This window comes from Promicromonospora sp. NPDC059942 (assembly GCF_042731755.1).
In the GTDB taxonomy this organism is placed as follows: Bacteria; Actinomycetota; Actinomycetes; order Actinomycetales; family Cellulomonadaceae; genus Promicromonospora.
In genome coordinates this window covers 278,055-301,057 of record NZ_JBHWLR010000001.1, presented here as the reverse complement: position 1 = coordinate 301,057, position 23,003 = coordinate 278,055, and the positions used below count along the sequence as shown (strand labels likewise).

Genomic DNA, 23,003 nt, shown 5'->3' with positions numbered 1-23,003 from the left:
ATGGCCACCCAAGAGCTCTCACGCTGGCCCGTGTCCGCCCTGGGCGTAAGAACCACCGGCGGCGACGCAATACAAAGCGCGAGGTACGGGGGGTTCGTCGCCGTCGGCAAGGACGGCGACGAACCCGTGTACACCGACGCGCCGTTCACCGACACCAACGAGGTGATCACCGGCTTCTACCAGGTCGAGTGCGACGAGGCCACGGCCCGCAAGATCGCGGCGCTCGTCCCGAGCGGCAACGTGGTCGAGTGGCGCAAGGTCATGCAGTTCGGTTCCTGACCGACGGCTCCTGACCGGTGATCGACCCCGCGGCGTTCCGCACCGCCTGGCCCCAGGTGGTGCGGTCGCTCGCGGTGACCACACGCAGCCTGGACCACGGCGAGGAGTACGCCGCGGAGGCCTTCGCGCGCGCAGCGGCGCAGCCCGACTGCGCGATCGACGACCTGGTGGGCTGGTGCGTGCAGGTCGGCCGGCGCACCTGGCTCGACGCGCTGCGCCACCAAGGCGTGTTCGACCGGATCCAGCCCCAGCTCGCTCGCCCGGAGGTGGCCGACGTGAACACGCCGCACGCCCCGGGCGACGAGCTGGACGACCGCCTCGCGCTGCTGTTCGTCGCCTGCGACGACGCGCTCGCGCCCGGCGCACAGCTGGTGCTCGCGATGCGCGTCGTCTGCGGGCTCACGATCCGGCAGATCGCAGGGCACCTCGGCATCGCGGAGGCGACAGCAGCCGCCCGGCTCACCCGCGCCAAGTCGGCGCTGGCCCGGGCGCGCGGCGAGTTCGCCGTGCCCGACGGTCCCGCGCGGGCGGTCCGGCTGCCCGTGGTGCTCGCCTGCGTGGCCGGCCTGTTCACCGTGGGCCAGCGGGAAGAGCTGCAGCCCGCGGACGCGACTCAGGATCCCGCGCGCGACGCGCTGACGCTCGCGGAGGCCCTGGTCGCGGAGTACCCGGACGACGCCGAGGTGCTCGGGCTGCGCGCGGTCTGCCTGCTCGGCCTGGCCCGCCGACCCGGCCGGGTGCGCGACGGCGTGGCGCTCCCCCTCGACGAGGTGGACCGGTCGGCGTGGGACCGGCGGCTGCTGCGCGCCGGGCTCGACGACGCCGCGACCGCGCTCACGTGGTCGACGGCCCCCGAGGCCCCCGAGTCGCCCGGCCGCTTCGTGCTGGAGGCCGCGATCTCCGGCGTGCACGCCACGGCGCCGGACGCCGCCGGCACGGACTGGACGCGGCTGGCCCAGCTCTACGACGCGCTGGCGGACACCTGGCCGTCCCCGGCGACACGGGTCGCCCGGCTGGTGGTGCTCGGCCGACTCGCGCTGCGCGACGGCGGCGACCTCGCCCCGGTCGAGCGCGCGCTCGAGGCTGTGGTCGCGGACGGCCCGCCGTACGCCGCCCGCGACGCGAGCCTCACCCTCGCCGACCTGGCCCGGCGGACCGGCCGGACCGACGAGGCGGAAGGCCGGTACCGCGAGCTGCTCGACGTGGTGCCCGCGGGACCGCTGCGCGAGTTCTGCCGCCGGTACGCGGGGTGACGCGACTCAGAACGGCGGCTCGCCAGGGCTGGCCGGTCCCGAAGGGCCGGCGGACTCGGTCGGCGTCGCACCGGACTCGGCCGTGGCGTTCTGGTGCGGCAGTCGTCGACCCGTCACGGACCGCCGCGTGAGGTCGTCGCTCGAGTCGGGATCGACGTCATCGAGCTCCACATGGGTGTCCAGCACCGTCGGCGGGCGCGTGTGTACGCGGCCTGAGGGCGAGGTCCAGGTCGTCATGCCGCTGTCGGCGTCCCGTACGACACCCCATCCTTCGTGCGTCTTCAACAGGTGATGCCGTCGGCACAGGGGTTGCAGGTTGTCGGCGCGGGTCTGCCCGGGTGTGCCGAGCGGCAGCACCGAGGGGTCGAGATCATGGTCGAAGCGCACGATGTGGTCCAGGTCGTCCCGGTCCGCAGGATGCTCGCAGTGCGGAAAAGCGCAGGTCAGATCTCGGGCGACCACCGCTTGTCGAAGCACCTTCCCGGGCTGATAGCTCGTGGTGGAGTAGTCGACCAGGACCCCGGTCACCGGGTCGGTCACCAGGCGCCGCCAGGTCGCATCCGTCGCCAGGAGCCGGGCCGTCTCCGCCGGGATCGGTCCGAACCCCTCCAGTTCGCCAGGCGCGTCATCCAGGCCCAGCAGCACGGTCGCCGGGACCGTGACCCGCACGACCGGCCGGGTCGGGGTGACTCGCACGACCCGGACCGGCGCACGACCGCCGCACTCGCACTCGTGCGCGCCGGGGGCAGACCCGTTGGAACCGTCCGCACCCGCCCCGGCTCCGGCACCCGGACCGGCTGCCTCACCGATCTCCGCGAACCGGTCGGCGGGCACGAGGCGGCCGGTCACGATGCCGGTCAGGCAGTCGGCGCGCAGCTGACCCAGGTCGCGCTCCTCACCCGCGGTCCGCCGGATCTGGTGCGCCATGTCGTCGACGACGTTCCACACCGCCATGGCGTCGGCGGCCGGCAGGTACGCGGACAGCCAGCCCATGTCGTTCTCCGCCCGGTCGAGCTGGACGTTGCGGCGCTGCGCGGCGATCCGAGCTGTCTCGGCGGATCCGTGCCGCGACTTCTCGAACGCCAGAAGCTTCGACCGCAGCCACCGCCACGTGCGAAACGGGGCCTGCGGCAGGTACCGCGCGATTGCCTCGGCGCGCTCGTCCGTGGTGAGCTGCGTGGCGGACCGCAGCAGCGTGTGCGCCTTCCTCACGTCGATCTGCCCGGCGGTCAGCGCGGTGATGACCGTGGGATGGTCGGCACCGGACTCACCCCGCACCACGACCTCCGAGGCCTCCGCCCCGGTGACCACCAGCTCACCCGTCACCTGCGCGACGAGGGAGCTGTGCGCCAGCGGGCTCGTCTCCCTGCTCGCCCGCTCGCCCACCACCCGGGCCTGCAGCCCGGCGGCCCACGACTGCAGCCGCCCGCACGCGACCACCAGGTCACCCAGCGCGTCGTCCGGCAGGTCGGGCAGCAGACCCGCCTCCGGGTCGGTGACCTCCTCGACCACCCGCGCCAGCTCCGCGCCCACCGTGCCTGCCAGCGCGGCCCGGAGCCGGTCTACCGACCAGGCCGAGGACGCGACCGACACAGCGTCGGACGGCCAGGCCGGCAGGCCTTTCCCCGCGACCGGGTTCGGAAAGACCTCGTCCTCCAGGAGCGCGCGGCCCATCGTTCTGTACTTCCGCCCGTCATCCATGCCACCACCCCCTTGATCCACACCATATCCATACGCCTCAAAGCTAAGGACATTTGTTCGACAGTAGCCGTCGGCTCATTCGCCCGCCCGGCCTTCTGCCGGCCGCGTAAGAACCTGCGCAGTGCGTCGCCACCGCGTATCACGAGCGCGTCGGCCGACCGGCAGCGTCCCGAACCCGAATTCCCCTCAGCCGATGTCGGTGTCCAGTGGTTGACTCCAGCGCATGACCGACGACCCGTCCTACGAGTTCTCCACCGACCCCGCCCGCATCGACGCCAACCGCGTGCACGAGCTCGTCTCCCGGCACACCTACTGGGCGAAGGACCGCCCGCGCGAGGTGATGGACGCCGCCATCGCGGGCTCCCGTCCCTACGGTGTCTACCGGCGGGACACGGGCGAGCAGGTCGGGTTCGCCCGCGTGGTGACCGACGGCGCGACGTTCGCGTGGCTTGCCGACGTCATCGTCGACCCGGACCTGCGCGGGCAGGGCATCGGAAAGCTGCTGGTCGCGGGCGTGATCGCCGAGCTCGACCAGATCGGCGGACTGCGCCGGACGATCCTCGCGACGGCCGACGCCCACGGGCTGTACGAGCAGTTCGGGTGGACGCCGGTCACCGAGGAGTACAAATGGATGGAACGCCCCGGCAGCGCCGCGGGGGCGCCGGCACGTCAACCGGGAGCAGCCACATGAGCCTGTCCGTCGAGATCGGTGACCTCACGCGCGTCGAGGCCGACGCCGTCGTCAACGCCGCCAACTCCCTGCTCCTGGGCGGCGGCGGGGTCGACGGCGCGATCCACGCCGCCGCCGGCCCCCGTCTCCTGGAGGCCTGCCGGCGGCTCCGGAGCACGACGCACCGCGACGGCCTGGCCGTCGGCGACGCCGTCGCCACCCCCGGGTTCGACCTGCCCGCGTCCTGGGTGATCCACACGGTCGGGCCGAACCTGCACCGCGGCCAGGACGATCCGGCCCTGCTGGCGTCGTGCTTCGCGCGGTCGCTCGACGTCGCCGCCGAGCTCGATCTGCGATCGGTCGCCTTCCCCGCGGTGAGCGCGGGCGCCTACGGCTGGCCCGTGGCCGACGTCGCGCGCATCGCCGTGGTGACCGCCCGGAACTGGCTCGCCGAGCACTCCGAGGCGGACCTGCAGGACGTGCGGTTCGTCGTGGTCGACGAACGCGTCCAGCGGGCGTTCGACGACGTGCTCAGCTCGTGAGCAGCTTGCGCAGCTCCTCCGGCGTCGTCGCGATCGCCGCCGCGCCCGCCGTCTCCAGCTCGCCGGGCGCGGCGTAACCCCAGGTCACGCCCACGGTCGGGACGCCATGGTGGGCGGCGGCGTGCACGTCGTGCTCGCGGTCGCCCACCATCACGACCTGCGCGACGTCGGCCCCGAGGGCCACCGCGTGCGCCACCGCCCGCTCCACCACGACCTCCTTGCCCTGCACCAGGCCGGCCGACTCCGCGGCGGCGCCGTGCACACCTTCGAGCCCGCCCTCGAGGTACCCGTCCAGCCCGAAGTGCTCCACGATCTGGCGCGCGTAGTGCTCGGGCTTGGCCGTGGCGACCAGGAGCGTCAGCCCGGCCTCCCGGAGCTCGGCGAGCGCCTCCGGCATGCCGGGGATCACCGAGTTGTCGAACATGCCGTGCACCTCGAAGTCGCTGCGGTAGGCGGCGATCACGGCGGCGGCGTCTACGTCGGACAGGCCGATGCCGGTCATGCTCGCCCCCAGGGGCGGGCCCACGAAGGTGCGCAGCACGTCGTCGGAGGGGACGTCGAAGCCCGCGTTGGTGAAGCCCGTGCGCAGCGAGGCGATGATGCCGGGCGCCGAGTCGGTGAGGGTGCCGTCGAGGTCGAGCAGGACGTGCGTGGTGCGGGAGGGGAGCGAGAGAGTCACGGCACGAGCGTCGCACAGGTTCAGTGGTGCCCCTCGTGCGCGTCCGCGCCCGGCACGTACCGGGGCCCCGTCCCGGAGGCGGGCGCGGCCCCGTCCTCGTGTCCGGCCCCGTCCTCGTGTCCGGCCCCGTCGTCGTGGCCGGCCCCGTCATGCCCGGCCCCGCCGTGCCCGCTCCCGTGCTGCCCCGGCACCGTCCCCGGTTCCTGCCCCGGTTCGACGACGACGAACTGCCCCATCATCCCCTCGTCCTCGTGCAGCAGCATGTGGCAGTGGAACATGTAGGGCACGTCCGGGTCGGTGTAGTCGTCGAACCGCATGAGCAGCCGGTAGGTGCGCTGCGGCTCCAGGTACACGGTGTCCTTGGGCCCGGCGAGCTCCGGGGGCGGCGGGTCGCCGTCGACGGACAGGATGCGGAACTGGACGTCGTGCACGTGGAAGCTGTGCGGCATCGGCACGATGCTGCGCACCTCCCACACCTCGGTGTCGCCGACGGTGGCGGCCTCGTCGATCCGGGCCATGTCCATGGTCCGGCCGTTGATGTGCCGGTCGTCGAGCTCGAAGGTGCGCGTCACGGCGACGTCGGCCTCCCGCAGCGCGTCCTCGCCGGCATGGGCGGACGGCGTCCAGGCGGGCTCGGGCGAGGGTGCGAGCCGGTCCGCGGCGCGCAGCTCCAGCACGTCGAACGCGTCGTTGCCGCCCATCGCGAACGGGACGACGACGCCGCCCAGGTCGGCCTCGAACGAGTGCAGGCGGGTGGTCTCCCCCGGCGCCATGCGGACGACGACCTCGGCGCGCTCGCCGGGCGCGAGCCGCACCTGCTCCAGCCGGACCGGCGCGTCGAGCAGCCCGCCGTCGGTCGCGACCAGGTCCATCTCGCGGTCCGGGAAGCCGAGCTGGTAGGTGCGCGCGGTCGACCCGTTGAGCAGCCGCAGGCGCACCCGCTCGGTGGTCACCGGGTGGTAGGCCCCCGCCGTGCCGTTGGCCAGGATGATCCCGCCGAGCGTCCCGGGCTCGCTGCCGTTGTCCTCCAGCTCGAGCTGGCCGCCGTCGTCGAGGATCTTGTCCTGCACGATCACCGGTACGTCGTCGACGCCGTACTCCTGGGGCAGGTCGGCGGCGCGGGACGCGTCGTCGTCCAGGAGGAACAGGCCCGCCAGGCCGCGGTAGACGTGCTTCTCCGTGGCGCCGTGCGGGTGCGGGTGGTACCAGAGGGTGGCGGCGGGCTGGTCGATCCGCCAGGTGGGGCGCCAGGTGGCGCCCGGCTCGACCTCCTGGTGCGGCCCGCCGTCCATGGCGGCGGGCAGGTGCATGCCGTGCCAGTGCACGCTGGTCGGCTCGGCGAGCTCGTTGGTGACCTCGACGGCGACGCGTTCGCCGCGCTCGGCGCGCAAGGTCGGCCCCAGGTAGGAGCTGTCGAAGCCCCAGGTGCTCGTCTCGACCCCGGGCAGGAACTCAGTGGTGCCCTCCTGCGCCGTCAGGGAGAAGACGCGCGTGCCGTCCACGACCCGCGACGGCGCCAGGGGCGGGATCGCGAGCTCGTTCGTGAACTCCACGTCGTCCACCGGGGTGACCGAGCCGGGGACCAAGGCGCAGCCGGCGAGCGCGAGCAGCAGCGCCGCGGTGCCGGCGGCCACGGACCCGGCCACGTGAGCAGGACCGACGCGCCTCGTCCGCCGGCTCATCGCGCACCCCCGCGCAGCCGCTGCACACCAGCGGCGACGAGGCCGGCGAGCGCGCCCCACATCGTGTCGAAGGCCAGGGCCGGGATCAGGGTCCACGCCGGGCCGCCGCCCGGGCCGCCGCCCGGTCCGAAGCCGGAGAGCACCGGGACCAGCGTGCCGATCAGGGTGGCGACCAGGCCGTAGGCCAGGCCGGTCAGGGCAAGGGTGAGCACGGGGCGGGGCACGCGGCCCAGCCCGACAACGCCGATCCAGACGGCGGCGGTGAGGCCGATGATGGTCAGCGCCCGGGGTGCGCCGGTGCCGAGCGCGCCCGTCAGGCCGGTGAGCGGCCAGAGCAGGGCCAGCGCGGACAGGCCCGCGACGAGGGTCCAGGAGACGGCGGCGGGACGGGCAGCGGCGGGACCGGCAGGGCGGTCGGGAAGGTGTGGTGAGGTCATGCCCCGACGGTGCCCGCCGTGGCCCGGGTGCCACATCGGCCCGGGATCGTCTCCTGGTGTCGCCCGGAGGCGACTCGAACCCTGGACCCTGGTCTGATGCCTCAGGGTCGGGCCGTCCGTAGGGTGACGGTGTGCCCGAGCAGAGCGAGGTCCCACGGACCGCCGACCCACGTGTGACCGTCGACCCACGCGTCACCGTCGACCCACGCGTGACCGACGTCGCCCTGGCGATCGCCATGGCGCTGGTGGTCGCGGTCGTCATCGCCGCGGATCCCGACGCGGCGGGGCGCACGGGGCCGGGGGCGTACCTGTTCGCGGTGGGTTTCGGGGCGCTGGTCCTGCTGCGGCGCCGGATGCCGCGCACGATGGTGGTGCTCACCGTGCTGGGTGTTTTCGCCTACTACACGTTCAAGTTCGCGCCGATCGGCATGGCGCTGCCCGCGGTCGCGGCGCTGTACTCGGCGGCGGAGATGCGCCGGACCGGCTGGGCGGTCGGCGGCGGCGCGGTGCTCGTGGCCGTCGCGACCTATTACCGGGTGACGGGCACCGAGGAGGAGTACCTGACGCCGTACGACCTGGTCACGAACCTCGCGCTGGTCGCAGCGGCGATCGCGCTGGGGGTCGCGGTGCGCCTCTCGCGGGAGGCGCGCGTGCACGAGGCGCACGAGGCCGAGCAGCGGCTGCAGGCGGAGCGGCTGCGCATCGCGCGGGACCTGCACGACGTCGTGGGACACAACCTCTCCGTGATCGCCCTGCACTCCGGCGTCGCCGCGGAGGCGGTGGGGCGCGACGACGACGCCGCCCGGGGCGCGCTCCACCACGTCCGGGAGGCGACGTCGGGCACGCTGCGCGAGCTGCGCTCGACGGTGCGGGTGCTGCGCGCGCCGGTGGGCGCGGCAGCCGTGGGGCCGCCGGGCCGCGGGCCGACGGCGGCGGACACCGGTTCGCCGGAGGTCACGCCTATCGGCCTGGGCGGCGTCGACGCGCTCGCGGCGTCGGCCCGCGCCACCGGCCTGTCGGTCGACGTCACGCTCGACGTGCCGCCCGGCACCCTCGACGGCTCGATCGACGCCGCCGCCTACCGGATCGTCCAGGAGTCGCTGACCAACGTGCTGCGGCACGCCGCGGCCGAGCGCGTGACCGTGTCCGCGCGGGTCGACGGCGGCCGCCTCGCCCTGCAAGTGTCCGACGACGGCAGGGGTGCCGGTCCGGGCGTCGTCGCCGGGTCCGGGATCTCCGGGATGCGTGAGCGGGTCGCCCTGCTGGGTGGGACCCTGACCACGGGCGAGGCCCCGGGCGGCGGCTTTGTCGTGGCCGCCGACCTGCCCCTGCGCCTGGAAGGCTGAGTCCCATGATCCGGATCGTGCTGGTGGACGACCAGGAGCTCGTGCGCGCGGGGCTGCGGGCCCTCGCGGAGAGCGACGGCGACATCACGGTGGTCGGCGAGGCCGCCGACGGGCTGGCAGGGGTGTCCCGGGTGCGGGAGCTGCGCCCCGACGTCGTGCTGATGGACATCCGGATGCCCCTGCTGGACGGCCTGGCCGCGACGCGGCAGATCGTCGCGGACCCCGCGCTGGCGGGCACCCGGGTGCTGGTGCTGACCACGTTCGACGAGGACGAGCACGTCTTCGAGGCCGTCCGGTCGGGCGCGGCCGGCTACCTGCTCAAGGACGTGGCCCCGGCCGAGCTGCGCCGCTCCGTCCGCGTGGTCGCGGCGGGCGACGCGCTGCTCGACCCGGCCGTGACCGCCACGGTGCTGCGCGCCGTCGCCGCCGGGCCGGCGCCCCGGACCGGCGCCGACGACCGCCTGGCCGCGCTCACCGAGCGCGAGCGCGAGGTGCTGCAGCAGCTCGGCCGCGGGCTGACGAACGACGAGATCGCCGCCGAGCTCTACCTCAGCCCGGCCACCGCCCGCACGTACGTGAGCCGGCTGCTCGCCAAGCTCGGCGCGCGCGACCGGGCCGCCCTGGTGATCCTCGCGTACGAGACGGGCCTGGTCAGGGCACCCTGACCAGGCCCGTCCGCGACCTCAGGGTCGGAGCGCCCGGACCTCAGAGCGCCCGGAGCCGCGGCAGCACGTCCTCGCTGAACTGCGTGAGGAACCGCTCCTGGTCGTGGCCGGGGCCGTGCACCACGAGGTGGTTGAGACCGGCGTCGACGTAGGGCTTGATCATCGCGACGGCCTCGTCGGGGTCGGACGCGACGATCCAGCGCTTGGCGACCTGCTCGATCGGCAGCTCGTCCGCGAGCTGCTCCATCTCGGTGGCCGAGGTGACGCTGTGCTTCTGCTCCGGCGTGAGCGACAGCGGCGCCCAGAACCGGGTGTTCTCCAGCGCCGCGGCGGGGTCGCGGTCGTAGGAGATCTTGATCTCGATCATCTTGTCGACCTGCGCGACGTCGCGCTCGGCCTTGGCCGCGCCCTCGGCGACCGCGGGCAGCAGCTTCTCCGTGTACAGGTCCATGCCCTTGCCGGACGTGCAGATGAAGCCGTCGCCCGCGCGCCCCGCGTACTTCGCCACGAGCGGCCCGCCGGCCGCGATGTACACGGGCACGGGGTTCTCGGGCCGGTCGTAGATGTTGGCGCCGACCAGCTCGTAGTAGTCGCCCTTGAAGTCCACGGACTCCTCGGTCCACAGGGCCCGCATGAGCTGCACGGCCTCGCGCAGGCGCGCGAACCGCTCCTTGAACTCGGGCCACTCCATGCCGGAGACGGCGGTCTCGTTGAGGGCCTCGCCCGTCCCGACGCCGAGGATGACCCGGTTCTCGGTGAGCAGCGCCAGCGTGGCGAACTGCTGCGCGATCACCGCAGGGTTGTACCGGAACGTGGGGGTCAGCACGCTCGTGCCGAGCTGGATGCGGGAGGTGCGCTCCCCCGCGGCGGCGAGCCAGGCCAGGGCCGACGGCGCGTGACCCCCCTCGTGCCGCCACGGCAGGAAGTGGTCGGAGACCATCGCGCTGTCCAGTCCCACCTCCTCGGCGCGTACTGCGAGCTCAACCAGCTCGCGCGGCCCGAACTGCTCGGCGGACGCCTTGTAACCGATCTTCAGAGTCACGGTTGCGACCCTACGCCGCATCGCCCGGACGCGAACCCGCTCGTCGCGCACATCACATCCTTCCTGCTCAGGGCAGAATCACCCGGCCCGGGAAGTTCTCCCCATGGCTACCCCGGCCGGATACCGCTAGGTTCGCCTCTGCCGGCCGACAGCAGGGGGAACGATGAGTGAGGTCTGGGGCGCCGACGTCGCGCAGCTGCGCACTCTCGCGACCACGATGCGCGACCGGACCCAGGCGCTGGAGTCCACGCGGGCCCTGGTGGACTCCCTGATCGACGACCTGGACTGGTTCGGCCCCAGCGGCCAGCAGTTCCGCGCGGAGTGGTCGGACACGCACCGCGGCGGCCTGACCGCGGCCATCGACTCCCTGGTGCAGGCCGGCAACGCCCTGGACCGCAACGCCGACGACCAGGAGCGCACCAGCACGGACGCCGGGCTGGCGGGAGCCGCCGGGGCGACCGGCGGCGCGGCCGGGATGAGCAGTGCCGGGGGCGGCACGGCCGGCGCCCAGGCGCCCGCGGCTCCCCCGGTGCCCACGCTCAGCCCCGACGAGTACACGGAGCTCTCGGACGCGGAACGCAAGGAATGGCTGGCCACGGCGTCCGACGAGCAGATCGCCGCCCTTCTGGCCGCCATGGAGGCGCAGGGCCTCTACCCGGGCGCGGACGCCGGTCCGGTCGCCAACGCGCACTGGACCCGGCAGGCCGCCCAGGACGCCGGCATCGACTACCGGGCCTGGGACCCGCGCCTCGGGGCCGAGGCGAACCGCGCGAACATCGAGGCCGTCTACGAGTACTACGCCGACCTCTACCTGAACAACCCGGACCTGCAGTGGGCCGGGATGGCCGCGATGATCGGGCCGTCGTTCGCCGCCGGGTTCCTCGACCTGGCCCTGATGCGCAAGGTCGCACAGGGGGTCGAGGTCGGGGGCGAGGTGCTGCAGCACCTGCCGGGCGGGCTCCCCCAGGGCGCCCTGATCGAGCAGGTCGCGGGGATGACCGACGACGAGCTGCGGTTCTACGAGACGACGTTCCTGTCGATGCAGCAGGAGATCTTCCGCGACCAGGCCTCCATGCACGCCGCCTACGAGCACGGCGGCATGGCCGAGGTCCAGCGGATGTACGAGTCCGGGGCCATCGACGAGTCGGCGTACGACGCCTGGGTGGACATCGCGTCGGGCGACCCGCAGCGGGTCACCGAGGGCAACGTCGAGATGCTGCGCCGGGAACAGCAGGACATCATCGCGGACGACTACGCCGCCATGCGGGACCACCCGGTGACGGGCGAGGCGATGACCTACATGATGACCGTCGTCGGCGAGGCGTCGATCCCCGGCGCGGCCACGTTCGGCGAGTACGACCCGCTGCAGGTCACCGTGGAGACGCCCGGGCCGGAGCGGATCGGCATCCCGTTCACCGGCATCTCCGCGGACAACCCGCTGCAGGGCTCGGTCACGATCACCACGCCGCTCCCGGACGGCAACATCGCGGACACGAACCAGCGCTGGGACTACATCACGGCCGACACGCTGCCCGCGTACCAGGAGCTGCTGCGGAACGACCCGGGCCGCGTCCAGGACATCCTGCAGACGGACGTGTCGGACCGCATCGAGGAGTACCGGCTGACCAACCCGGACCGGCTGGGCCGCATCGTGGACCGGCTGGCGACGGACTGGGGCGTCGATGTCGACCAGTGACGTCCGGCGCCGTGGCAGGGTGGGGGCCATGTCCGTACGACACGTGGTCCTCGCGGTGTGCGCCGCCCTCGTCCTGACGGTGACGACCGGCTGCACCGTCCGGGTCGGCGACGGGGACGACGACGGCGGTGTGGAGCTCTTCGGAGAGGGGAACAGCATGCAGTGGGACCTGACACGGCCGCTCGAGGCGGAGACGCTGGGGCTGCCGTCGGACCAGATGGTGATCGTCTCCGTGCCCGACGACGCCACCGTGAGCCTGACCCTCCCCACCGGCACCTGGTCGGGGCGCACCGAGGAGATGACGGTGACCACCCGGCACGGCTACGTGGACCAGGTCGACCTGTACTGGACGGAGGCGGACGGGCAGGCCGCCGCCGACCGCATGGTGGCCGACGCGGACCTCCTCGGCGTGGACGGCGCCCGGGTCGCCGAATGGGCCGAGACGTCGCGCTGGGCCGAGACCGCCGACGTCAACGAGACGCGCGCCAAGGACAACTACAACGGCGCGAACGGCGAGGTCTCCACGGCGATCAGGCCCAGCATGGCCATCGGGCAGGGCACGGGCACCCCCGTCCGGCTCTGGTACAAGTTCTACGTGCGCGACGTGGTGGAGACCGCCGGCTAGCCCCCGCCGCCCAGCGCCCGGTACGTCCGGCTCGTCAGCTCGTGGTCGAGGTTCGGCTCCAGCCACGCGCTGGTCTCCACGACCCGCGGCAGGGACACTCCCGTGGTGATCCCCAGCCCGTCCAGCATCCACAGCAGGTCCTCCGTGGCGAGGTTGCCCGTGGCCGACTCCGCGTACGGGCACCCGCCCAGGCCCCCGGCCGACGTGTCGAACGTCGTGACCCCGTGCCGCAGCGCGGCGGCGACGTTGCCCAGCGCCTGCCCGTAGGTGTCGTGGGCGTGCAGGGCCAGCACGTCGTCGGGCAGGCCGGCGGCGTTCAGCGCGTCCAGCAGGGCGACGACGTGCCCCGGCGTCCCGACGCCGATCGTGTCCCCCAGGGAGAGCTGCTCCGCGCCCAGGTCCATGAGCCGCCTGCCCGCGGTGACCACCTGTTCCAGCGGCACGTCGCCCTCCCACGGGTCGCCGAAGCACATCGAGACGTACGCCCGCACGCGCATCCCCGCGGCGCGCGCCCGCGTCATGACCGGCTCGAACATCGCGTACTGCTCGTCCAGGGACCGGTTCAGGTTCCGGCGCGCGAACGAGTCGGTGGCGCTGGCGAAGACCGCGATGTGCCGCAGCCCCAGGTCGTACGCGCGCTCCAGGCCGCGCTCGTTCGGCACCAGCACCGGCAGGTCGCGGGCGCGGTCGCCGAGCCGGTCCACCAGCGCCCCCAGCACCTCGGCGGCGTCGGCGAGCTGCGGCACCCAGCGCGGGTGCACCAGGCTCGTGGCCTCGACGTACGGCAGGCCGGCGTCGAGCAGCCGCTCGACCAGGTCCACCTTGACCGCGGTCGGGACCACGGCCTTCTCGTTCTGCAGCCCGTCGCGCGGCCCCACCTCGTAGACGGTCACGCGCTCGGGCAGGGCCGGGTCGCGCACCACCTGGGGCCGGCGGAACTCCCGGGGCTCAGTCGTCGGCTCAGTCGTCGGCTCAGGCATCAGCCACCTCCATGACGAACAGCACCTGCCGGGCCGCGACCTGCTCCCCGGCAGCGGCGCGGACCCGCACCACACCGTCGGACGGCGCCACGAGCGCCACCTCCATCTTCATCGCTTCCAGCACGCCGAGCGCCTGCCCGGCGGTCACCACCTCGCCGTCGCGCACCTCCACGCGGGCCAGGGCGCCGGGCATCGCGGCCACCACGACACCGTCCGACAGGCCGGCCTCGGCCGCGCGGGAGCCGCCCGGCCGCGCGAACCGGAAGGTGTGCCCGCGTGTGCTCACCTCCACGGACCGGGGCCGCACGTCCACCACGAACCGGGCGGTCACACCGTCCAGCTCCAGCAGCTCCAGGCCGCCGGCCCCGCCGGCCCCGCCGGCAGCACCAGCAGCACCAGCAGCACCCGCGGCCCGGCACGACGTCGGCGCCTCGCCGTCGCGCCGCACCTCGCCCCGGGCGGTGCTCACCCGGAGCACCGCGTCGTCGAGCTCGACCCACGTGTCGGCAGGCGGGCCGCCGAGCCGCCAGCCGTCGCCTCCACCGAGCGCCGCGGCGGAGGCCACCGCCCAGGCGGCCGCCACCAGGGCGGGCCCCGGGTCCGGCGCGGGCAGCGGGTGGGCGTCCAGCCAGGCGGTGTGCACCTCGCCGTCGCGGAACGCGCCGGAGTCCGCGAGCGCCCGCACGAACCCGGTGTTGGTGACCAGCCCGCCGATCGCGGTGTCGTCGAGGGCGTCGACGAGGGCGTGGCGGGCGGCCTCGCGGTCGGGGCCGCGGGCGATGATCTTGCCGACCATGGGGTCGTAGGCGGCGGGGACGACGGTGCCGTCCTCGAGCCCGGCCTCGACGCGCACGGTGGTGGGGCCGGTCGAGACGGGCCAGCGCACGCGGGTGGCGGTGCCGGCCTGGGGCAGGAACCCGCCGAAGGCGTCCTCTGCGTAGATCCGGGCCTCGATGGCGTGCCCGGTGACGGTGACGTCGTCCTGCGTGAAGCCGAGGGGTTCGCCGGCGGCGACGCGGAGCTGCTGCTCGACGAGGTCGATGCGCTGCCCGCGGACGCGGACGACCTCCTCGGTGACGGGGTGCTCGACCTGGAGGCGGGTGTTCATCTCGAGGAACCAGGCGCCTTCGATGCCCAGCCGGGTGTCGACGAGGAACTCGGCGGTGCCGACGCCGGTGTAGCCGACCTGGCGGGCCAGGTTCACGGACCAGAGGTGCAGCGCGTGGCGCAGGGCGGGGTCGAGGTCGGGCGCGGGGGCTTCTTCGAGCACCTTCTGGTGGCGGCGCTGGGCGGAGCAGTCGCGTTCGTGCAGGTGGAGCACGGTGCCGTGCTGGTCGGCGAGGACCTGCACCTCGACGTGCCGGCCGTGCTCGACGTAGCGCTCCAGCAGCAGGGTGTCGTCGCCGAACGCGGCGGCGGCCTCGCGCCCGGCGGCCGCGATCGCCGGGGCGAGCTCGGGCTCGGCGCGCACGATGCGCATGCCCTTGCCGCCGCCGCCGGCGGCGGCCTTGACGAGGAGGGGATAGGTCGGTTTCCCCTGCATGGCGAACCAGCCGCCCCCGGTGACCTTGCCGAGCGACTGGAGCACCGGCACACCGGCTTTCCGCGCGATCTCCCGCGCCGTGTCCTTGCGCGCCATGGCGTCCATCGCCTCGGGCGGCGGGCCGACCCAGGTGAGCCCGGCGCCGATCACGGCGCGGGCGAGCTCGGCCTGCTCGGACAGGAACCCGTAGCCGGGGTGGACGGCGTCGGCGCCGGTCTCCTTCGCGGCGGCGAGCAGCGCGGGGATCGACAGGTAGGACTCGGCGGCGGGCGTGGGGCCGATGCGGACGGCGACGTCGGCGGCGCGGGTGTGCGGGGCGCCGGTGTCGGCGTCGGAGTGGACGGCGACGGTGCGCAGGCCGAGCAGGCGGGCGGTGCGGATGATCCGCAGGGCGATCTCGCCGCGGTTGGCGATCAGGAGGGTGTGCATCGTCATCACATCCGGAAGATGCCGTAGGAGGGTTCGGGGATCGGCGCGGCGGCCGTGGCGGCCAGGCCGAGGGCCAGGACGCGGCGGGTGTCGGCGGGGTCGATCACGCCGTCGTCCCACAGGCGGGCCGTGGCGTAGTAGGGGTTGCCCTGGGTCTCGTACTGCGCGCGGATCGGGGCCTTGAACGCCTCGACGTCGGCGGCGGGTGCGTCGGCGAGGTCCTTGCGCACGGTGGCCAGGACGGACGCCGCCTGCTCGCCGCCCATCACGGAGATGCGGGCTCCGGGCCACATCCACAGGAACCGGGGGTCGTAGGCGCGGCCGCTCATGCCGTAGTTGCCGGCGCCGAAGGAGCCGCCGAGCACCACGGTGAACCGGGGCACGGAGGTGCAGGCCACGGCCGTGACGAGCTTGGCGCCGTCCTTGGCGATGCCGCGGTGCTCGTACTCCTTGCCGACCATGAACCCGGCGATGTTCTGCAGGAACACCAGCGGGATGCGCCGCTGGTCACAGAGCTGCACGAAGTGCGCGCCCTTCAGGGCGGACTCGGAGAACAGGATGCCGTTGTTGGCGACGATCCCGACCTGGTAGCCGTCGATCCGCGCGAACCCGCACACGAGGGTCTCGCCGTAGCGGGCCTTGAACTCGGCGAGCTGGGAGCCGTCGACGATCCGGCGGATCACGTCGCGCACGTCGTACGGGGTGCGCGGGTCGGCGGGCACGTCGTACAGCCCGTCGGGGTCCGCCTCTGGCGCCTCGGGCGGCACGCGGTCCAGCACCGTCGTGGCGGCGGGGGTCGTCGCGATGATCTCGCGCACGATGCGCAGGGCGTGGGCGTCGTCGTCGGCCAGGTGGTCCGCGACGCCGGAGGTGGTGGTGTGCACGACGCCGCCGCCCAGCTCCTCGGCGGTGACGACCTCGCCGGTGGCGGCCTGCACCAGGGGCGGGCCGCCGAGGAAGATCGTGCCCTGGTCGCGCACGATGACGGCCTCGTCGCTCATCGCGGGCACATACGCGCCGCCCGCGGTGCACGAGCCCATGACGGCGGCGACCTGCGGGATGCCGCGGGCGGACAGGTTGGCCTGGTTGTAGAAGATGCGCCCGAAGTGCTCGCGGTCGGGAAACACCTCGTCCTGCATCGGCAGGTAGGCGCCGCCCGAGTCCACGAGGTAGACGCACGGCAGGTGGTTCTCGGCCGCGATCTGCTGCGCGCGCAGGTGCTTCTTGACGGTGACCGGGTAGTACGTGCCGCCCTTGACGGTCGCGTCGTTGGCGACGACCACGCACCGCCGCCCGGCGATGCGCCCGATCCCGGTGACGATGCCCGCGCTGGGCACCGCCCACTCGCCCCCGTACATGTCGTAGGCCGCCAGGGCCCCGATCTCGAGGAACGGGCTGCCCGGGTCGAGCAGCCGGTCCACCCGGTCGCGGGCGAGCAGCTTGCCGCGCCCGGTGTGGCGGGCGCGCGCCTCGGGCGAGCCGCCCTGGCGCACGCGCGCCAGCCGCTCGCGCAGCTGCGCGGTCAGGGTGCGCAGATCCGGTCCAACGCCGACGTCGGTGGTCATGTGCGGCAGCCTATCCTTCCGGTTAATGATCGTTAACCCCTCGTTCCGGCACGTCGCTCCTAGACTGCTCCGGTGACCCCGCGCAGGCAGCAGATCCTGAGCACGGCGGCGAACCTGTTCGCCGCCCGTGGCTTCCACGGCGTCTCCATGGGAGACATCGGCGCGGCCGTCGGTGTGTCCGGCCCCGCCCTCTACAAACATTTCGCCGGCAAGGAGGACATCCTCGGGCAGTGCCTCCTGCACGCCTCCGACCAGCTCCTGGCCGGGGCGCGGGAGCTGCTGTCCGACGACGGCGCGCCCGCCGGACCCCACGAGCCGAGCGGACCCGACGGCGCCCTCGCCGCCCTGATCGGCCGGCACGCCGACTTCGCGCTCGACAACCCCGCCCTCATCGTGATCCAGGAACGCGAGTGGGGCGCGCTGGGCGCCGACGCCCGCGCGCAGGTGCGGGAGCACCAGCTCGCGTACATCGACGTCTGGACCGACGCGCTGCGCCCCCTGCGCCCCGACCTCGGCGGCACCGAGGCCCGCGCCGCCGTGCAGGCCGCGTTCGGCCTGCTCAACTCGACGCCGCACAGCGCCCGCATCGGACGCGCGGCCATGCGGGCCCTCCTGACCCGCATGGCCCACGCCGCCCTGCTCACCCCGGCGGCAGAGCCCGCTCCGGCAGTGGAGCTCACTCCACCGGCAGGCCCAGCCCCCGCGCGATGAGCATGCGCTGCAGCTCGGACGTCCCCTCGCCGATCTCCAGCACCTTCGCGTCCCGGTAGAAGCGGGCGATCGGCCCGTCCTCCATGACGCCGTAGCCGCCGAAGACCTGCGCCGCGATGCGCGTGGCCGTCACGGCGGACTCCGTGGCGTACAGCTTGGCGACCGAGGAGGCCCGCCGGAACTCGTCGAGCGGCGCCCCCGAGTCCTTCAGCGCCGCGGCCCGGTAGGTGAGCGCGCGGCTCGCCTGGAGCATGACCTCGACGTCGGCGATCTGGAACGCGACGCCCTGCTTGCGGCCGATCGGCCCGCCGAACGTGGGGCGCACGCCGGCATGCTCCACCGCGAGCTCCAGCATGGCCTGGATGCAGCCGGTCGCGAGCGCCGCGACGGCCACCCGCCCCGTGTTCAGGCAGATCATGAGCTGCTTGAACCCGTTGCCGCGCTCCCCCAGGAGGTTGGTCTCGGGCACGCGCACGTCCTCGAACCGCAGCGCGTGGGTGTCGCAGGAGCGCCAGCTCATCTTGTCGTGCAGGGGTTCGACGACGTACCCCGGGGTGTCGGTGGGGACGATGATCGCGCTGAGCTCCGGGCTGCCGTCCGGCCGGGTGCCGGTGCGCGCCGCGACGGTGCAGACGCTGGTGATGGGTGTGCCGGAGTTGGTGATGAACTGCTTGGCGCCGTTGACGACCCACTGGCCGTCTCGCAGCTCCGCGGTGGTGGTCATGGCGTTGGCGTCGCTGCCCGCGCCGGGCTCGGTCAGGCCGAACGCGCCCAGCCGCCGTCCGGCGACCAGGTCGGGCAGCCAGGTCTTCTTCTGCTCCTCGGTGCCGTAGGCCAGGAGCGTGCCGACGCCGAGGCCGACGCCGGCCCCGAGCGTGATGCCGACGGACTGGTCGACACGGCCGATCTCCTCGACGGCGATGCAGAGCCCGGTGAGCCCGAGGTCGGACCCGCCGTACTCCTCCGGGGCGGTCAGGCCGAACAGGCCCAGCTCACCCATCTGGTGCACCACCTCGACGGGCAGGCGACTCTCCCTGTCCCATCGGGCGATGTGGGGCGCGATCTCGCGGTCGGCATAGTCACGTACCGCGTCCCGGAGCTTGGTGTGCTCCGGGTTCTCTGGTGTATGCATGTTGCGCATGTCACAGAGGTTAACCACCATTAACCTCACAGCGCCAGGCCCCACCCGGAGGACTTCTCGATGACCACCCTCAGTCAGGTCGCCTACGACGTCGTAGCGCTCGACCGACCCGGCGCCGCACCCGGCGCGCCGTCCGACACCCCGCCCGTGGCGTACGCCCGGATCACGCTCGATTCGCCCCGGCGGCGCAACGCGCTGTCGCTCGCCCTGCTCGACGAGCTGCGGGCCGCCCTGGACCGCGCCGCGCACGACGACGTGCGCGCCGTCGTGCTGGCGGCCAGCGGCCCCGCGTTCTGCTCCGGCGCCGACCTGACCGAGGCCCTGGCCGAGGGCATGACCGTCTCCGCGCGCCGGCTGGCCGACGTGCTGCGCGACCTGCTCGCCCTGCCCAAGCCCGTCGTGGCGCGCGTGCACGGGCCGGTGCGGGCCGGCGGCATCGGGCTGGTCGCTGCGTGCGACGTCGCGGTCAGCGCGGACCAGCTCACCTACGCCTTCACCGAGGCCCGCCTCGCCCTTGCCCCGGCCGTCATTTCGCTCGCGGTGCTGCCGCGGATGACGCCGCGCGCGGCGTCGCGCACCTTCCTCACCGGGGCGCCGTTCAGCGCGGCGGAGGCCGCGGCCTGGGGCCTGGTGACCAGCACCGTGCCACTCGCGGACCTCGACACGGAGGTCGACGCCGTCCTGGCGGGCCTCGCGGCGGGCGACCCGCAGGGGCTGGCCGCCACCAAGGAGCTGCTCAACGCGGACACCCTGGCCCGCTTCGACACGCACGTGGACGAGGCGGTGACGGTCTCGGCCGAGCTGTTCGGCTCGGAGCGCGCCCGGGCCGCGATGGCGAAGCTGCTGGCGCGCTGACCCGGATGAGGCCCGATCGGGCGCGGGCTGATTGGATGGCTCCGTGGCCACCCGGATCTCCCAGCGCAACGCACGCTTCCAGCAGCTCCAGACCCTCGTGACGAACCGCAACAAGCGGCACCGCGCGGGCGAGTTCCTGGTGCAGGGCGTGCGGCCCCTCACCATGGCCGTCGAGCACGGCTGGGAGGTCCGCGCCCTGCTGTACGACGCCGAGCGCCGGCTCTCGCAGTGGGCCCGGGACCTGCTCGCGGCGCACCCGCACACCGAGCACGTGAAGATGGCGCCCGACCTGCTGGCGGAGCTCGCGGAGAAGGAGGACCCCGAGCTGCTGGCGGTCATCGCGATGCGGCCCGACGACCTGGACCGCATCGAGGCCGGACCCGACTTCCTCGGGGTCGTGTTCGACCGGCCCACCCAGCCGGGCAACATCGGCGCGATCGTGCGGTCGGCCGACGCGTTCGGCGCCCACGGCGTGATCACCACGGGGCACGCCGCCGACGCCTACGACCCCAAGTCCGTGCGGGCCAGCACGGGGTCGTTCTTCGCGATGCCTGTGGTGCGCACCCCCTCCACGGCCGAGGTCATGGACTGGGTGACGGCGCGCCGGGCCGCCGGGCTGCCCGTGGTCGTCGTGGCCACGGACGAGCACGGCGACGCCGACGTCTCCGCCTACGACCTGACCCAGCCCGTCCTGCTGCTGGTCGGCAACGAGACCACGGGCCTGACCCAGTCGTGGCGGGACGCCGCGGACGTGACGCTGAGCATCCCGATGACGGGCTCGGCGAGCTCGCTCAACGCCGCGAACGCGGCCACGGTGGTGCTCTACGAGGCCCGCCGACAGCGGCTGGCCCGGTAGCTCAGAGCTCGATCGAGAGCATGCGGCTGCCCGTCGTCTTGACGTAGCCCAGGCTCGCGTACAGCCCGTGGGCGCCGCTCGGGTTGGCCGTGTCGACGTCGAGGGCGGCGTACTCCATGCCGTCGGCGGCGAACGCCCGCATGCTCGCGGCGAGCGCCGCGAGCGCGGCCTTGCGGCCCCGGTAGGCGCGGCGCGCGCCGAGGATGTCGATGTACCCGAACGAGTACCCGCGCACCGCGAAGTCCTCGGGGTAGTGGCCGGCCAGCGAGTAGCCGACGACGAGCGGCTCGCCGGCGCGCAGCGCGGCGGCGGTCTCGGGCTCGGTGTCGGGCGAGGCCAGCAGCGCGTCGACGTCGGGGGCGTCGTCGACCACGACGAAGGACCACTGGGGGGCGAAGCCCGCGCGCTCGGCCCACTGCCCGCGGGTCTGCGGCTGGCTGCCCCAGTGGTCGCGGAACGCGTCGTTGTGGGCGAGGCGCGTTGCGTCGTCGAGCGCGTCGGACCACGGGGCGAGCCGCAGCGACCCGGACAGGGCCACGTCGGGCACGGGCTCGGCGTCGGGCACGGTCAGGGGGCGCGCGAGGTCGGAGTAGTAGCGGCGCACCTCCATGCCGGCCCGCTCGTACAGGCGCTGCTTGCTCGCCGGGCCGTTGTCCTCGGCGAACACGGCGATGCGGGCGGGCACGTCCTTGCCCGACGCCGCCAGGAGCTGCCGGGCGCGGCCGATCGACCAGGCCAGCACCTCGCGGCCGATGCCCTCGCCGCGGCGGTCGGGGTGCACGCCGCCCCAGGTGAAGGCGCGCACCTCGGTGACGTCGCCGGGTGGGCTGACGACGTACCCCCAGGCGACGAGGGCGCCGTCGGCGTCGAAGCCGAGCAGGGAGTCGCGGGTCATGTCGCGCCAGGTGCCGTCGAAGATCTCCTCGATCTCCTCGACGGTCTCGACGTACGGCTCGGCGTCGGCGCGGGCGATGTGGTTGCGCAGGGCGAGCCACACGGGCACGTCGTCACGGGTGGCGGGGCGCCAGGTGAGGTTGCCCGCGGTGGGCACGGTCACGGCCGCCGGTGCGGCAGCGCGCTCGGCGATCGGGGCCGGGGTGGTGGGGGCCGGGTTGGTCGGGGCCGGGTTGGTCGGGGCCGGGTTGGTCAGCCCAGCACCTTCGGTCTCGGTGGTCATGGTGCGTCCTTCAGGTTCGGTGCGGTTCACAGCTCGATGGCGTACAGGGTGGAGCCGTCGCTCTTGGCGTAGCCCAGCCGCGCGTACAGGGCGGGCGCGCCGGTGGGGTTGTCGGTGTCGACGTCGAGCTCGGCGTGCTGCATGCCCTCGTCGGCGAAGACGCGCATGGCGTGGGTGAGCAACGCGGCGGCGATGCGCCGTCCGCGGTAGGCGCGGCGCACGCCCAGCAGGTCGGTGTAGCCGGCGGTGTAGCCCTGCGTCGCCCAGTCGTGCTCGTGCCTGCTGGCCCGGTGCAGCCCCACGACGTACGGGGTGCCGGGCGCGACGGTCGTGTCGCCGGGCTGCTCGTGCTCGGAGCCCGGGTAGCGCACCGACTCGTCGACCACGAGGAACGACCAGTGCGGCGCGAACGAGCTGCGGTGCGCCCGCCAGGACTCGGGGGTGCGCGGCTGGCTGCCCCAGTGGTCCCGGAACGCGTCGTTGCGGGCCAGCCGCGTGGCGTCCTCCAGGGCCTCGGTCCACGGCACCAGGCGCAGCGGGGGTTCGAGGCCGATCGCGGGCACCGGCGCGCTCAGGTCACGCAGCAGGTTGGCGTAGTAGCGCACGGGCTCGAAGCCGCCCGCGCGCAGCAGGTCGCGCCGCTCGGCCGGGTCGCCGTCCACGAGGTCCACGGCGATCCGCGCGGGCAGCCCGGCCAGCCGGGGGTCGCCGTCGTGCGCCGCGAGCGCCTGCCGCGCGCGGCCGGTGGCCCAGGCGAGCAGCTGCGTGCCGATGCCCTCGCCGCGGCGGCTCGGGTGCACGCCGCCGAGGATCCAGGCGCGCAGGATGGTGGCGCCCTCGGTGGGGAACTGCTCGGCGTACGTGTACGCGAGCGGCGTGCCGTCGGCGTCGAGGCCCAGCAGCGTGTCCGCCGGGTCGTACGCGGGGCCGTCGAAGCTCTCCGCGATCTCGTCGGCCGGGGTGAACCAGTCGCGGCCGTCGGCCTCCTGGACGGCGCGGACGAGCGTCGCGAGCGCGGGCACGTCGGCCCGCGTCCAGGGGCGCCAGGTGAGGCCGCCCGCCGTCGGGTGCGTCAGGACGGCCGGCGCGGCGGCGCGGTCGGCGATGGTGGCGCGCACGGGTGACATGC

The 23,003-nt window shown here is 74.0% G+C and carries 22 protein-coding genes; 11 read left to right on the top strand and 11 right to left on the bottom strand.

Annotation, left to right across the window (positions count from 1 at the left end; all coding sequences use genetic code 11):
- Together ACFV9Q_RS01245 and ACFV9Q_RS01240 are read left to right on the top strand one after the other, a co-directional pair.
- Positions 1 to 279, top strand: coding sequence for a hypothetical protein (locus ACFV9Q_RS01245; protein WP_377232799.1), 279 nt, complete (start codon positions 1 to 3; stop codon positions 277 to 279).
- 17 nt (positions 280 to 296) lie between these two features.
- Entirely contained in the window at positions 297 to 1,532 is a 1,236-nt protein-coding gene (locus tag ACFV9Q_RS01240; RefSeq protein WP_377232798.1) for a DUF6596 domain-containing protein, read from the top strand.
- Positions 1,533 to 1,538: 6 nt separating this feature from the next.
- Here the strand turns inward: ACFV9Q_RS01240 and ACFV9Q_RS01235 are convergent, their stop codons facing one another.
- Positions 1,539 to 3,233: an HNH endonuclease gene (locus ACFV9Q_RS01235; protein WP_377232797.1), complete on the bottom strand. Its 1,695-nt coding sequence runs from the start codon at positions 3,231 to 3,233 to the stop codon at positions 1,539 to 1,541.
- Positions 3,234 to 3,456: 223 nt separating this feature from the next.
- Here ACFV9Q_RS01235 and ACFV9Q_RS01230 point away from each other — a divergent pair, with 223 nt between their 5' ends.
- Positions 3,457 to 3,924, top strand: coding sequence for a GNAT family N-acetyltransferase (locus ACFV9Q_RS01230; RefSeq protein WP_377232796.1), 468 nt, complete (start codon positions 3,457 to 3,459; stop codon positions 3,922 to 3,924).
- On the top strand, positions 3,921 to 4,445 hold the full coding sequence (locus ACFV9Q_RS01225; protein WP_377232795.1) for an O-acetyl-ADP-ribose deacetylase: 525 nt from the start codon (positions 3,921 to 3,923) through the stop codon (positions 4,443 to 4,445). Before ACFV9Q_RS01230 ends, ACFV9Q_RS01225 begins: the two co-directional genes overlap by 4 nt.
- Here ACFV9Q_RS01225 and ACFV9Q_RS01220 read toward each other — a convergent pair.
- The 3 genes from ACFV9Q_RS01220 to ACFV9Q_RS01210 are packed head-to-tail and all read right to left on the bottom strand — an operon-like array spanning position 4,435 to position 7,243.
- Complete coding sequence (locus ACFV9Q_RS01220; protein WP_377232794.1) at positions 4,435 to 5,124, bottom strand: HAD hydrolase-like protein; 690 nt, start codon at positions 5,122 to 5,124, stop codon at positions 4,435 to 4,437. The genes ACFV9Q_RS01225 and ACFV9Q_RS01220 overlap by 11 nt on opposite strands.
- A gap of 20 nt (positions 5,125 to 5,144) precedes the next feature.
- Positions 5,145 to 6,770: a multicopper oxidase family protein gene (locus ACFV9Q_RS01215; protein WP_377232793.1), complete on the bottom strand. Its 1,626-nt coding sequence runs from the start codon at positions 6,768 to 6,770 to the stop codon at positions 5,145 to 5,147.
- A gap of 32 nt (positions 6,771 to 6,802) precedes the next feature.
- Positions 6,803 to 7,243, bottom strand: a complete 441-nt coding sequence (locus ACFV9Q_RS01210) for a hypothetical protein (protein WP_377232792.1) — start codon at positions 7,241 to 7,243, stop codon at positions 6,803 to 6,805.
- Positions 7,244 to 7,374: 131 nt separating this feature from the next.
- Between ACFV9Q_RS01210 and ACFV9Q_RS01205 the strand changes: the two genes are divergently transcribed.
- Positions 7,375 to 8,589, top strand: coding sequence for a sensor histidine kinase (locus ACFV9Q_RS01205; protein WP_377232791.1), 1,215 nt, complete (start codon positions 7,375 to 7,377; stop codon positions 8,587 to 8,589).
- Positions 8,590 to 8,594: 5 nt separating this feature from the next.
- Complete coding sequence (locus tag ACFV9Q_RS01200) at positions 8,595 to 9,254, top strand: response regulator (protein WP_377232790.1); 660 nt, start codon at positions 8,595 to 8,597, stop codon at positions 9,252 to 9,254.
- A gap of 40 nt (positions 9,255 to 9,294) precedes the next feature.
- Here the strand turns inward: ACFV9Q_RS01200 and fgd are convergent, their stop codons facing one another.
- A complete protein-coding gene (gene fgd, locus ACFV9Q_RS01195) occupies positions 9,295 to 10,296 on the bottom strand; it encodes a glucose-6-phosphate dehydrogenase (coenzyme-F420) (RefSeq protein ID WP_377227473.1) in 1,002 nt (333 codons plus the stop codon).
- 163 nt (positions 10,297 to 10,459) lie between these two features.
- Here fgd and ACFV9Q_RS01190 point away from each other — a divergent pair, with 163 nt between their 5' ends.
- Together ACFV9Q_RS01190 and ACFV9Q_RS01185 are read left to right on the top strand one after the other, a co-directional pair.
- Positions 10,460 to 11,992, top strand: coding sequence for a WXG100 family type VII secretion target (locus tag ACFV9Q_RS01190; RefSeq protein WP_377232789.1), 1,533 nt, complete (start codon positions 10,460 to 10,462; stop codon positions 11,990 to 11,992).
- Positions 11,993 to 12,020: 28 nt separating this feature from the next.
- Positions 12,021 to 12,617 carry a hypothetical protein gene (locus tag ACFV9Q_RS01185; RefSeq protein WP_377232788.1) on the top strand — a complete coding sequence of 199 codons (597 nt, stop codon included), beginning with the start codon at positions 12,021 to 12,023 and terminating at the stop codon, positions 12,615 to 12,617.
- On the opposite strand, the gene ACFV9Q_RS01180 is transcribed toward ACFV9Q_RS01185, so the two are convergent.
- From ACFV9Q_RS01180 to ACFV9Q_RS01170, 3 genes are read right to left on the bottom strand one after another with little or no spacing between them, the layout of a single operon-like run.
- Positions 12,614 to 13,597, bottom strand: coding sequence for a hydroxymethylglutaryl-CoA lyase (locus tag ACFV9Q_RS01180; protein WP_377232787.1), 984 nt, complete (start codon positions 13,595 to 13,597; stop codon positions 12,614 to 12,616). The two genes, ACFV9Q_RS01185 and ACFV9Q_RS01180, sit on opposite strands and share 4 nt — an antisense overlap.
- Entirely contained in the window at positions 13,590 to 15,575 is a 1,986-nt protein-coding gene (locus ACFV9Q_RS01175) for an acetyl/propionyl/methylcrotonyl-CoA carboxylase subunit alpha (RefSeq protein ID WP_377232786.1), read from the bottom strand. Before ACFV9Q_RS01175 ends, ACFV9Q_RS01180 begins: the two co-directional genes overlap by 8 nt.
- A complete protein-coding gene (locus tag ACFV9Q_RS01170; protein ID WP_377232785.1) occupies positions 15,575 to 17,134 on the bottom strand; it encodes a carboxyl transferase domain-containing protein in 1,560 nt (519 codons plus the stop codon). Before ACFV9Q_RS01170 ends, ACFV9Q_RS01175 begins: the two co-directional genes overlap by 1 nt.
- A 72-nt stretch (positions 17,135 to 17,206) precedes the next feature.
- On the opposite strand from ACFV9Q_RS01170, the gene ACFV9Q_RS01165 reads away from it, so the two are divergent.
- Positions 17,207 to 17,845: a TetR/AcrR family transcriptional regulator gene (locus ACFV9Q_RS01165; protein ID WP_377232784.1), complete on the top strand. Its 639-nt coding sequence runs from the start codon at positions 17,207 to 17,209 to the stop codon at positions 17,843 to 17,845.
- On the opposite strand, the gene ACFV9Q_RS01160 is transcribed toward ACFV9Q_RS01165, so the two are convergent.
- The gene (locus ACFV9Q_RS01160) at positions 17,811 to 18,986 is read right to left on the bottom strand and encodes an acyl-CoA dehydrogenase family protein (protein ID WP_377232783.1); all 1,176 of its coding nucleotides are present in this window, start codon (positions 18,984 to 18,986) and stop codon (positions 17,811 to 17,813) included. The genes ACFV9Q_RS01165 and ACFV9Q_RS01160 overlap by 35 nt on opposite strands.
- Before the next feature lie 60 nt (positions 18,987 to 19,046).
- Between ACFV9Q_RS01160 and ACFV9Q_RS01155 the strand changes: the two genes are divergently transcribed.
- Entirely contained in the window at positions 19,047 to 19,841 is a 795-nt protein-coding gene (locus ACFV9Q_RS01155) for an enoyl-CoA hydratase-related protein (RefSeq protein ID WP_377232782.1), read from the top strand.
- 43 nt (positions 19,842 to 19,884) lie between these two features.
- A complete protein-coding gene (locus ACFV9Q_RS01150; RefSeq protein ID WP_377227464.1) occupies positions 19,885 to 20,697 on the top strand; it encodes a TrmH family RNA methyltransferase in 813 nt (270 codons plus the stop codon).
- A 1-nt stretch (position 20,698) separates the two neighbouring features.
- On the opposite strand, the gene ACFV9Q_RS01145 is transcribed toward ACFV9Q_RS01150, so the two are convergent.
- Together ACFV9Q_RS01145 and ACFV9Q_RS01140 are read right to left on the bottom strand one after the other, a co-directional pair.
- Entirely contained in the window at positions 20,699 to 21,874 is a 1,176-nt protein-coding gene (locus ACFV9Q_RS01145; protein ID WP_377232781.1) for a GNAT family N-acetyltransferase, read from the bottom strand.
- Positions 21,875 to 21,900: 26 nt separating this feature from the next.
- Positions 21,901 to 23,001: a GNAT family N-acetyltransferase gene (locus ACFV9Q_RS01140; protein ID WP_377232780.1), complete on the bottom strand. Its 1,101-nt coding sequence runs from the start codon at positions 22,999 to 23,001 to the stop codon at positions 21,901 to 21,903.
- Positions 23,002 to 23,003 lie beyond the last annotated feature (2 nt).